This window comes from Thermotoga profunda AZM34c06 (genome assembly GCF_000828675.1).
Taxonomy (GTDB): domain Bacteria; phylum Thermotogota; class Thermotogae; order Thermotogales; family DSM-5069; genus Pseudothermotoga_B; species Pseudothermotoga_B profunda.
Window position 1 is genome coordinate 1,230,717 of record NZ_AP014510.1, and the last position, 11,770, is coordinate 1,242,486.

10 protein-coding genes and 2 tRNA genes are annotated in these 11,770 nt (G+C 37.9%); 4 read left to right on the top strand and 8 right to left on the bottom strand.

Features of this window, described 5'->3' with window-relative positions; all coding sequences use genetic code 11:
- Positions 1-119: 119 nt before the first annotated feature.
- The 3 genes from TSP02S_RS05910 to TSP02S_RS10850 are packed head-to-tail and all read left to right on the top strand — an operon-like array spanning position 120 to position 1,385.
- Entirely contained in the window at positions 120-353 is a 234-nt protein-coding gene (locus TSP02S_RS05910) for a DUF1659 domain-containing protein (protein WP_041082640.1), read from the top strand.
- A complete protein-coding gene (locus TSP02S_RS05915; protein WP_041082642.1) occupies positions 350-544 on the top strand; it encodes a hypothetical protein in 195 nt (64 codons plus the stop codon). The genes TSP02S_RS05910 and TSP02S_RS05915 overlap by 4 nt, the downstream gene beginning before the upstream one ends.
- Before the next feature lie 7 nt (positions 545-551).
- Complete coding sequence (locus TSP02S_RS10850) at positions 552-1,385, top strand: Ppx/GppA phosphatase family protein (RefSeq protein ID WP_082025929.1); 834 nt, start codon at positions 552-554, stop codon at positions 1,383-1,385.
- Here TSP02S_RS10850 and TSP02S_RS05920 read toward each other — a convergent pair.
- The 3 genes from TSP02S_RS05920 to TSP02S_RS05930 form a co-directional block, all read right to left on the bottom strand.
- Positions 1,364-1,440, bottom strand: a tRNA-Arg gene (locus TSP02S_RS05920). The genes TSP02S_RS10850 and TSP02S_RS05920 overlap by 22 nt on opposite strands.
- A 4-nt stretch (positions 1,441-1,444) precedes the next feature.
- A tRNA-Ser gene (locus tag TSP02S_RS05925) sits at positions 1,445-1,536 on the bottom strand.
- Positions 1,537-1,659: 123 nt separating this feature from the next.
- Positions 1,660-2,520 carry a bifunctional methionine sulfoxide reductase B/A protein gene (locus tag TSP02S_RS05930; protein WP_041082644.1) on the bottom strand — a complete coding sequence of 287 codons (861 nt, stop codon included), beginning with the start codon at positions 2,518-2,520 and terminating at the stop codon, positions 1,660-1,662.
- Positions 2,521-2,950: 430 nt separating this feature from the next.
- On the opposite strand from TSP02S_RS05930, the gene TSP02S_RS05935 reads away from it, so the two are divergent.
- Positions 2,951-4,687, top strand: a complete 1,737-nt coding sequence (locus TSP02S_RS05935) for an LVIVD repeat-containing protein (RefSeq protein WP_041082646.1) — start codon at positions 2,951-2,953, stop codon at positions 4,685-4,687.
- A gap of 22 nt (positions 4,688-4,709) precedes the next feature.
- Here the strand turns inward: TSP02S_RS05935 and TSP02S_RS05940 are convergent, their stop codons facing one another.
- From TSP02S_RS05940 to TSP02S_RS05960, 5 genes are read right to left on the bottom strand one after another with little or no spacing between them, the layout of a single operon-like run.
- Positions 4,710-5,624, bottom strand: coding sequence for a TIGR01212 family radical SAM protein (locus tag TSP02S_RS05940; protein WP_232503666.1), 915 nt, complete (start codon positions 5,622-5,624; stop codon positions 4,710-4,712).
- A gap of 2 nt (positions 5,625-5,626) precedes the next feature.
- Complete coding sequence (locus TSP02S_RS05945) at positions 5,627-6,871, bottom strand: amidohydrolase (protein WP_144380734.1); 1,245 nt, start codon at positions 6,869-6,871, stop codon at positions 5,627-5,629.
- Entirely contained in the window at positions 6,855-8,306 is a 1,452-nt protein-coding gene (locus TSP02S_RS05950) for a phospho-sugar mutase (RefSeq protein WP_041082650.1), read from the bottom strand. Before TSP02S_RS05950 ends, TSP02S_RS05945 begins: the two co-directional genes overlap by 17 nt.
- Positions 8,307-8,311: 5 nt before the next feature.
- Positions 8,312-9,862 (bottom strand): AAA family ATPase, encoded by a 1,551-nt coding sequence (locus tag TSP02S_RS05955; protein ID WP_041082652.1) that lies wholly within the window; start codon positions 9,860-9,862, stop codon positions 8,312-8,314.
- A gap of 11 nt (positions 9,863-9,873) precedes the next feature.
- Entirely contained in the window at positions 9,874-11,760 is a 1,887-nt protein-coding gene (locus TSP02S_RS05960) for an ATP-dependent helicase (protein WP_041082653.1), read from the bottom strand.
- Between the last annotated feature and the right edge of the window lie 10 nt (positions 11,761-11,770).

Here is an 11,770-nt window from a genome sequence, read left to right on the forward strand (position 1 = left end):
TTTTTAAATTCAACTACAATATTTTGTGCTATAATATCAGCAGATACTACTATATTTAGTGTTATATGTGATGGGGTGATGGGTTTTTAATTCTTACAATAGAAAAGAGGTGAATTGATTTGGCTATTCAAAGTATTCCCTTACTTTCCCAGATAAGATTACAACTTAATGCAGGAAACGATAGATTTATTTACAGGACCATAAACAATGTAAAACCTACTGCAAGTGATGAAGATGTCTATGCTGTAGCAGTTGCTATTGCAAGTTTACAAACATTCTTACTAAGACTTATAAGAATTACCATCTGTGCATATCTCAAAAAAATATCGATACAAATCTACATGTCGCTGTGAAAGATCAAGTCGGTGTGATAGTTTTCAAGAAAGATCAACCTATCAGATTGTTTGCGATCAATCATCCTGATATGACAAATGCCTTTTACTGTTATGCCGAAGATTTCTTCAACAAGTTGCCTGAACAGAGTAAAGATAGAAAATATGTCGTTCAGATGTTGGAGAAATTAATTCGAGATTTGAAAGAGTGATGTAAAAATGGTAGCTATCTTGGATCTTGGTTCTAATTCTTTCATTCTCCTTGTTTATGAAAAAGGTAGAGCGATCATGGAAAAGGTTTATGAAGTTGGTCTAAAATCGATCAAAGACGATAAACAAGCCTTTCGTGTTGCAAAGCAATCACTCGAAAAAATCAAAAGTGAAATCGATGGCATAGAAACATACGCTTTTGGTACAGCGATCTTTCGTGAGAGACGCCATCTTTTCGAAAGGCTGATGAAATATTTTGGGTTAAATGGAATGATTCTTTCAGAAAAAGAAGAAGCTTATTTGACATACTTGTCTGTCGATCCAAAACGAAGTATGAATATCACGGTTTTTGACCTGGGTGGAGGCAGTCTGGAAGTCGTTACAAAAGACTGGTTTGTGAGTCTTGGATTGGGTACACATGTGTTGAATTCTATCTTTGATCTCTCTTTACCAAGTGCAAAGGACTTTGACAAGGCAGTTGATTACGTCTCGAAACAACTACCAGATTTTGATAATCCCGTTGGTATCGGGGGGTCTTTTGTTGCAATTGCTGCATTGAAGGTTAAAAAATGGGACTTGAAATCACTCGATGGCTTTATACTCACGTTTGAAGACATACAGAAAATTTCAGAGGAACTCAGAAAAATGAATCCTCAACAGATAGTGAATATGAAGATAATACCACCTGGGAGAGAAAAAACTATCGTCGCAGGTTGCACAGTGGCAATTGCAATAGCAACAAAGGGCAACATAAAAGTCTCGACGAAAGGTTTCAGATACACTTTGGCTGAGATGATAGAAGAGGGAAAATGGCCCATCTCTGGCGTGCCCGGGGAGATTTGAACTCCCGGCCTCCAGATCCGCAGTCTGGCGCTCTATCCAGCTGAGCTACGGGCACAACCTGGCGGAGAGGGAGGGATTCGAACCCTCGGTGGAGGTAACCCTCCACACTTGCTTAGCAGGCAAGCGCCTTCGACCACTCGGCCACCTCTCCAAACTAATTTTCATTATAATACAACTCGCTCAAAATTCAAGCTCTGTTTTTCAGGAAAATCTCAGATGGCTATTTTATTCGAAATTTTTTCATACTCTGTTTTATTGGATTCTCTGGGATGTATCAGAATACCTTCCGCCTGAAATGACAGTACGGTACCTTCCCAGTCTTCTCGTAATAGTCTTGATGGTAATCTTCGGCAAGCCAAAAATCACTTGCCCTTTTGATTTGCGTTGCAACTTTGTACTTCTGTTTCAAGAAAGAAATTACTTCTTCTGCAACTCTTCTTTGCGTTTCGTTAGTATAAAAAATCACACTCTTGTACTGCTCACCGATGTCTGGTCCCTGACCACTTTCCTGTGTAAAGTCATGTATCTCGAAGAAATATCTAACAAGCGTTTCTTCGTCGATCTTTTTCGGATCGAAGATGACCTCTACAGTCTCGTAATGCCCAGTTAGTCCAGTACACACCTGTTCGTAAGTGGGGTTTTTCCAAGTACCACCCATGTACCCCACCCTTGTATCAAATACACCTTCAAGCTGCTTGAAAAGATGCTCAACGCCCCAGAAACAACCGCCAGCAAAGAACATTCTGTCTATCGGCGGTTTCTCGCCTTTCGGTACAAATAAAAGAGAAACGGAATTAACACAATGGCGTACATCCTTCGGTGTGAACTTCTCACCGTAGAAGACATGACCAAGATGTGCACCACAATATGCACATACTATCTCGGTACGTATCCCATCCCTGTCTGGTTGTTTTTTGACGGCTCCTGGGATTTCATCATCAAAGGCAGGCCAGCCACATCCAGAATGAAACTTGTCAGAAGAATTGTACAGTGGTATACCACAGTTCTTGCAAACATATATGCCTTCTTTGAAATGATTCTCATATTCTCCAGTAAACGGTCTCTCGGTACCTTTCGAAAAAAGCACAAACTTCTCAAAATCAGAAAGGTTAGGATTTATGATCTTGTGTTTCACAGTATCACCATCTCCACATCAGGGTAGTATTAACTTCACATATATTTATATCACTGAATGATAAGATCAACGACCATAGAAATGATAAAAGTTGAAAAGTAAAGATTATTGATCCTATGAAATGTGTTCACTTGTAGCATGCTATTGTTGTGCCATTTTGAAGAGATTTGTTCACTGTCAGGTTAATATCACATACAACATACGGCTTGTTTTTGAATCGCTTTAAAGCATAAGTAGATAGTGCAAAATGCAGGGTAAAAAAGTACATTGCAAAGTAAAAATTATTTTTAAATAAAATGTTTTAGTGACTATTATTTCACAAATAATTGAAGAAAATATTAGTATTCAAAAGTCTATTTTCAAATGATTTCTAATGAATTACTTCAATGATATTATTTAATTATCATCCATTCTCGCGGGGGTATTTTTAATGAAGAAGGTGGCTTTCTTAGTAATTATCGTGGTAATTGTCTTTCTCAGTTCTGGGTGTTTAAAGCTTGAAAACAGCAACAAAGGCAAGTTAATTGTGAGTTTTAGTCAATTGAAGGCGATACCAAGTTCACAACCAAAAAAGGGAGTCATCAGTATCAGCAAGAATCAGAGAGTTCTACAAAGAAATTTTGATTTTCCAGCTTCACAGATAGTATTCGATTCAATCGAAGAAGGTATTTGGAATGTCTACGTACAGATATTAGATGAAAGTGGCTATGTATTGTATAAAACCACAGAACAAGTGAAAGTCATTGCGAATCAGATTAACTATTGCTCCTTAATACTCTCGTTGAATACTGCCGATCTGGTTTTGAATGTGAAAGTAGAATCAGATCAACCAGACAGTGTTTTAATAGATCTATTTTGTGATGATGAACATCTCAATGATCAAAAACCGTTGGAGAATAGAACCGCGACTTTTACTTTCAGCAATATTAAAAGTGCCGTATGGGATATGAAACTGACATTGCTTTCTGGGCAAGACATTATCATGATAGTACCGGAAATCGGATCTTATGGCTTAGAGCTTCAACCTGGGAGAACAAATATTTTCGATGTGACGATAGATCGCTTTGGGAATCTGTCGGTAGAGGTTTTTGTACCAAACCTTGGTGTTGTCAACGATGCCACATTGACAAACCTTGAGGAAGGTATCAAGATAGAATGGGACCCTGTTGAAGGAGCCGATTCATACGACCTGTATAGAAAAGAAAAAGATCTCTGGCTCAAGTTGAATTCGACCTCACTTGAACAAACTAATTTCATCGATACCAATGTTTTAGAAGGTGAAACATACTACTATGTCATCAATGCCAAGTCATTGACAGGTCTTCAGAGTGGTTTTTCTGAGATCTTCAGTAAGACAAGAGATACAAACAGGATCTTTGTGGGGACCTTTTCCAAGGAGATTTACAGATTGAAAAGAACAGATTCTGGTTTTGAGACAGTAAAATACAAATCACTGACCGGTATACCGTTCCATTTACACACAAAAGGAAATTCGCTGTATGTTGTTACATCAAACATTGTCATGGAGCTTGATCCAAATACCTTAGAAACAGTTAGAACTAAATCATTCACATTTATATCATCACCAGCTGATTTCACCGAGAATTATCTTTTCCTAATCGGAGCAAACCGAATATACAGATTAAATCTCACAACCTTTGGATATGACGAATACCCCTTGCAGGGTGTCAATTTCTTGTCATCGGATAGATATCTTTGTACAGTTACATCTGCAGGACAGATACAGATCCGTGATCCGGAAGATCCCAACAACATAATAGCTCAGGCAACCGGGTCTTATGTTTTTACCAAAGAAGATAAGGTATTCATCTACAAAAACAACAATCTTGAATACTACACAATCGAGTCCAATAATTTGATTTACAAGGATTCAATACCAATCAGTGAAACACCCATGGCTTTGGATGTCTATCAACAATATGCTTATTTGGCAGTCGACAATGGTTTTTATGTGATCAATCTATCCAATATGAATGGACAGAAAATATCTTTGGAACTATCAAAAAATCTCATGGTTTATGAAAATGAATTGTTTGTCCTACATGATAAATTTTTGAAAATCTTTGATATATCCAACCCAACAACTCCTGTGCTGAAATATTCATATACTTTTACAAACAGTGGCTGGAGCATTTTCGTAGATTAGAAGGCGGAGATTTCCGCCTTCTTCAAATTTTAGTGACATACATCTGTGAATGAAGCCATCTTTTGAAGTTCTTACCTTGACAAGTGTTTCTTATTTCGAGTTCCTTTTCTATCTTATTAACAACCTCGAGTTTTGACATACCCCAGTTTCCAACAATCGTCATATCTTTGGGTGGGTCTGAAGCAAGCCTGTGAATCACGATGTTTTCTGAAAGATTTTCCAAAAAGGCTATTACACGATCTTTGTATTGATCAAAACTAAGCAATTGGATTTGTCCTGTCTTGAGCAGTTTTTCAAGTTCTGTTCCCTTAACCACATAAAGCGAGTGCAATTTCACACCATCGACTCCAAGGCATGAAATTGTTCTTGCAGTATCTATGACATCCTCAATCTCATCCCATGGTAGATCCACGATGACATGAACGACAATTTCAAGGTTGTGTTTTTTAACTCTCAAAACGGCATCTATGAATTCTGCTAAACCGTGTCCTCTTTTGATTATTCTCAGGGTTTTTGGGTTTATCGTTTGAAGACCGAGTTCAAGAGAAACATCTACTCTGCTCTTAAAACTCTCAAGGATTTCAAGAACCGGTTCTTGCACACAATCAGGTCTTGTTGATACAGCAAGTTGTACAATACTTTTGTCTATAATTGCCTCTTCGTATTTTCTTTTCAAAACATCCACAGGTGCATAGGTATTTGTGAAAGCCTGGAAGTAGACAATGAATTTCTCGGCTTTGTATTTAGATATCGCCCATTGTCTTTGTTTCTCTACTTGCTCTCTTATCGAGAGACTGTGAAAGGCATTAAAACCACTTCCAGTTGGATCACAGAATATACACGGACTTGATTTCTCACGATTTGGACATGTAAAACCAGCATCTATAATAAGTCTATGTACTTTTGCACCATATCTTTGTTTGAGATGATTACTCAATTTCAGGTATCTGTCAATCGCTTCATCACCTCCGTGAATTTTCTCAAAATTTCAGACTCATCGATCGTGGGATAAACACCATTCAGGTAAACCCATTTACCTTTTATCATAGTTCCAAAAACATCGGTGGAATTTAATGAGTGAACAAGATGTGCCATGAGATTTTTGTGTGGTAAGTACCATGGTTTTTCTATATCAAGAACTATCAGGTCGGCATCCGCACCAATTTCAATCGTGCCGGTGGTGAGACCACTTGCTCTTGCACCGACAATCGTTGCCATTGCCAAGGCTTGTTGAATGGTTATGTTTGTTGGATCTTCCATCTTCTGTAAGAGTGTTGCAAGCCTCATTTCATGCCAGATATCCAGAGTATTGTTGCTTGCCGCACCGTCGGTACCAAGGCATATCTGAACCTTTCTATTGAGCATCTTATGAATTGGTGCAATACCGTTTGCTAACTTCAAGTTACTCGTTGGATTGTGTGCCACGAAAAAATTCTGCCTTGCTAAGAGGTCAATCTCATGTTCTTTCACATGAACACAATGTGCAAAGATAACGTCGCATTCAGAGATGCTCGTCTTGAGTAATTCCGACAAGGAATAGTTCTCTTTTTTTGATTCATACAAATGAATAGTTATTTTTGCCTTGAGTGCATGCGCAACTTTACCTATTTGATCTATATACTCTAAAGAACAGCTATAAGGTGCATGTGGTCCAAATCCAACGAGTATCAAACCATTTTTTCCATTCCAACGCTCAAAGTATTTCACGTTCTGATTCAACCTGCCATTGTCGGTATTTGGACCACCGTTATCTACAAGACCACGTGTTATCAAAGCTTTCATTCCAAAATCAACTGCGGCTTGTGCAACTGCATCGCAATGAAAATACATATCAACATAAGCTGTGATTCCTTTTCTTGCCATTTCCATTTGAGCCAGCATAGTGCCATAATAGACGTCCTCTTGGCTAAGTCTTTCTTCTATCGGAAAGATCTTTTTGAAAAGCCAATCTTCCAGGTACATGTCTTCAGCCAAACCTCTCATCAAAGTCATTGCCGCATGTGTGTGTGAATTAACCAATCCAGGCATGATTAACTTGCCAGAGAAATCATATCTTTCGTCGATCTCTTCATCAACAAAATTACCAATTTTTGAAATCTTTCCATTTTCTATCAACACGTTGGTTGCTATTGGTTGAGAAAACGCATCTCTCAAGACTAAAGCATTTTCAAACAGAATTTTCAAGTTTCTTCAACTCCTTTTCTATTTCAAACATCTTTTTTGCAGCGCTCTCGCTACTCTCTTCTTTAACCTTGATATAAATCTTCAATTTTGGTTCTGTACCTGAAGGTCTTATATATATCTTTGCATCGTCGATTTTGATGAGTATGGTCTCGTTTGGTATGTTTTCGTCTTTGGAATAGTCATATATTTCTTGTACCTTGAAATGCCCTATCCTTTTTGGTGGTTTCTTGGAAAGTTGTTCATAAAAATGTTTTGCATCTTCAGGAGTAGCCAATTCAAAAGAAATGAGTTTTTCAATATAATAGCCGTATCTATTGTACAAGTAATTCAATCGATCAATTGGATCAAATCTTGTACACATAACTGCTATAAGGGCTGAACCGATTACACCGTCTTTGTCTCTGACAAAATCTCCCGCCAGATAACCACAGCTTTCTTCAAAAGCTAAGAAATATCTAAAGTTTGGATCTGAACTTCTCTTTTCTATTTCATTTCCAATGAATTTGAAGCCAGTGGGAGTTTCCACGATTATGTGTTTTTGATCTTCACAGATATCGTTGACCATGTCGGTGGTAACAATTGTCTTGAACAAATAACTACCAGTTTGATATTTCTCACTGAGCATATCGGTGAGTAAAACTCCAACTTGATTACCACTCAATTTACAGTCATCAACCATGAAACCCACTCTATCGCAATCCGGATCGGTAGCGATTCCAAATTTCACTTGATTTTCTCCCATATATCTTTTCACTTGTTCAAAGGAGTCTATCTCTTCGGGATTGGGTAATCTGACTGTAGAGAACATAGGATCTGGGTACATTTGGTCTTTCACACAAATTACATTGATCCCAAGTGATCTCAAAACAACTGGTACAAACTCGGCACCTGTGCCATGAAGCGGCGAATAAACCAAATCGATATTGGTGAAACCAAGAACATACGGCTTCACTAATTCAACAACTGACTCGACATACTTTGTAATAATTTCCTCTGGTACCGATTGGACTGATGGTCCATGGGAAGGTGAAAATGGATGATCCATAAAAGATGAGATTTTCTCAGTATAAACTGGAATAGCTTGAACACCATCAGATGTATAAACTTTAAAGCCGTTGTATTGTGGCGGATTGTGACTTGCAGTTATAACGATACCTGCACCCAATTTCATAAACCTGACTGCAAAGGACAGCAAGGGTGTCGGTACAGGTTTCTCAAACAAGTAAGTTTCAATACCATATGAAGAAATAGTTTCAGCAGCAAGAGTTGCAAATTCTTTTGAATTTTTTCTCGTATCGTAAGCAATAACTATGCTCTTAAGTGATTCAGTTATCATCCAACTTGCAACAGCCTTACTGGCTTTTACAACAAGATCATGATCGAATTCTCCCTTTCTCATGACACCCCTAATTCCGCCAGTACCAAATAAAACCAAAATACTCACCTCTTGAAAATCTCTTCTCCACCAATCATCCTGAGCATTTCTTTTCTTTTTTCATCTTCACTTAGAACCCTCAAAACCATCTTATCCATAGAACGTTCCACTACAAAATGTCTATCTGCATAAGCTGCTATCTGGGGTAAATGTGTCACAACGATTGTCTGAAAATTCATAGAGACATCCTTTAATTTTTTGCCAAGTACATTACCAACCATACCACCTATACCAGTATCAACCTCGTCAAATATGAGAATTTGGGAAGAAAGATTAGTTGCAGATACAAGTTCCAAAGACAGAAGTAACCTTGAAAGCTCTCCGCCTGATAGGATATTTTTAATAGGTAACTGATCTTGATTGGGTAAAAGCACTACGAACTCGATTTGATCAATCCCGTTTGGGCTCAGATCGGGTAATCTTTCAATTTTCACTGAGAATTTCATGTTCATTGCCAGATCTTTCAAATGTTTTTCCACCTGTTCTGTTATATCTGTTATCACCTTGACACGTTGATCATGGATCTTTTGTGCTAACTCAAAAGCACGATTTCTGAGTTTCCTTATCTGTTCTTTTGCTTGTGAGAAATTTTTGAGTTTGTTACTGAGTTCATCATACCTGGATTTTGTTTTTTTGATGTGTTCGATTACATCTTTCATTTCTGGTCCATATCTCCGTTTCAGATCGTTGTAATCCCAGATTCTCTGTTCGACTTCTTTTATATCCTCGAGCTCCAATTCTTGCAGACTTGATTTTGCAATCCTGTTGAGTTCTTCTGATTTTTCCAAGGTTTCCTCGAGAAGATCGACAAATCCATTTGGGAGCATATTTGCTATCTTCTGAGATTTTTGAAGTACTTCCCACAATACTGCAAAACCATTTGGTGAGTCATTCTCAATAACCGATGTAATTTGTGAGAAAATCTCTGCTATCTGCTGGCGTTTCAGGATTCTTTCGTACCTTTCTTTTAATAAATTTTCTTCTTCCTCGGAAGGTCTCATTCTGTCGAAATATTCGACTTCTGATTGAAGAACATCGATTTCTTTTTGTATTTTCTCAATGTCAACTTCATTTAGAAATTTCTCGAGTTCCTTTATATCTTGATACAGCTGGGAATATTCCTGAAGAAGTCGTTGATCTTCTAAGAAACCATCGAGAAAGATCTGCTGATTTTTTGGTTTCAATAAACCAGTTTGAGAATTTTGTTGATGAAAATGTACTGTATCCTCAAATAACATTTCAACCATGCTTTGGGTACACATCTTTCCATTCAGTTTGTATACCCAACGTTTACCTGGGGAAAGGCTTACAACAATCTCATCTTCATCTATTCCGAAGTCTGCCAAATTCTTTTTTGGGAGTGTTATAAAGATCTCCAGATAACAATTTTCACTCGATGGAAGATCGACTTTTTTTCCAAGGACGGCTTGGAGTGCCCTTAGCAAAATAGATTTACCGGCACCGGTTTCACCAGTTATCACATTCAAACCTTCAGAAAATGAAAATTCGAATTGATCAAAATACAACAAATTCTTTCCGGCAAAACGTATTATCACATCAACACTCCCTAAAAAGAAAGATCTAAGTATTCCACCAAATTTGGTGGAATTTTTTTCACAAAATCTATATTACTTGTCCAGTACAAGTAAGGTACAGATGAGAATTTTTGCTTCAAGATATATAATAACTTTTTAGGACGAGTTACTGCCACATAAAAAATTCTCTCTTCCTCATCCAAATTACCATCAATCAATGCATAATAGCTTGGAAAATCACCGGGATTTACACTGAGAACAAAAACGACATCCCATTCAAGACCTTTGGCTTGATGCACTGTTGTCAGAGTCACCTTGTTTTTTGAATGATTATTATCTCCCTCTGCTTCGTTGAGAGTGAGATCAGACAGAAAACGTTCTAAAGACTTGTACCTTTCGGCAATTTGAATCAACCTTTCGACATCCATTTGCCTATCACGAAAGTCAGGATAGTTGTCTTGAAGATATTGAGAATAGAAATTTTCATAGATCAAACCTATCTTCTCACTGACTCTCTCTTTTTCAGAAACCTTAGACACAATGTCTATAATTTCCTTGAGTTGAGTCTTTTTGGCAAAGAAATCTTGAAGAATCTCCACGACGGTTTTTGTATCTGAGGATTGAGAAGCATATTCAGCGAGATTCGCAGCAGTTTTTGCTCCAACGCCCGGGAATAATCTTGCAATTCTGCTCCAAGATATTTTGTCACGTGTGTTTTGAAAGATTTTCAGAAAAGCCAAGATATCTTTCACATGTGCCGTTTCGGTGAATCGTATCCCGGAGAGTATCTTAAAGTCAATCTGAGATTTTGAAAGCTCTATCTGAAGATCAAGTGAATGAGAATGACTTCTATAGAGTACTGCAATTTCACCGGGTTCGAAACCTTGTTCGGTTAGCTTGAGTATCTCACGAGCGACGAATTTCGCTTCCTCCTCTTTGTCGTTCGTCTCAACTATGATAGGTCTTTTTCCACCAGGTTTCACAGACCTTAGAATCTTGGGAACAGATTTCTTTGGGATTATACGGTTCACCAGATTCACTATTGTTTCATCGCTTCGATAGTTTGTCTGAATCTTGAATAATTTAGTATTCTCAACGTTCATGAAATCTCTGACGTTTTCATACCTTGCACCACGAAACGAGTAAATACTCTGAGAATCATCTGCCACAACTACCACATTGCCATGAACTGTTGAGAGTAGTTCGATCAACTCCAGCTGTAAGATATTCGTATCCTGAAACTCATCTACCAATATCCATTTGTATTTTGAAGACTCTCGTGTCCGTGCGAAGTTATCTTGCTGTAGAACATGAACGGCAAAGATCAAAAGATCATCATAATCAACGCAATTTTGATTTCGTTTCTCGATAACATATTCTGTGTATATCTTTTCTATGATTTGTTCGAATTCGGCGTATTTTGGATTGAGTCTTAAAATAGCCTCATGAAGTGATGTCATCGTGTTCGCACAATATGAGAAAATCTTTTGAAGGATGTTGTGAGTTGGAAAGTGTTTAACTTCTCCTTCTTTTTCCAACACAATTGTTCTAACATGCTTGATAAGGCTCTTCGAATCTTCTTCGTCAAGAATAGAAAAATTCGGCGATAATCCAACTCTTGAAGCGTATTTTCTCAATATCAAATTACAGACATGGTGGAAAGTGCCTGCAGTGATCTCCTCAAGATCCATACCTGTGAGAACTCTCGCACGTTCTATCATTTCATTTGCAGCGGCTCTTGTAAAAGTGACAAGTAAGATTTCTGAAGGCTTGATACCAGATCTCAACAGATGAAGGAGTTTATAAGTGATAACCCTTGTCTTCCCAGAGCCTGGACCCGCTATGACTATCGATCTACCAGACGAGCACAAGACGGCTTGTTTTTGTTCTTCATCGAGTTCAGTAAGATAATCTACCAAGGAATACACC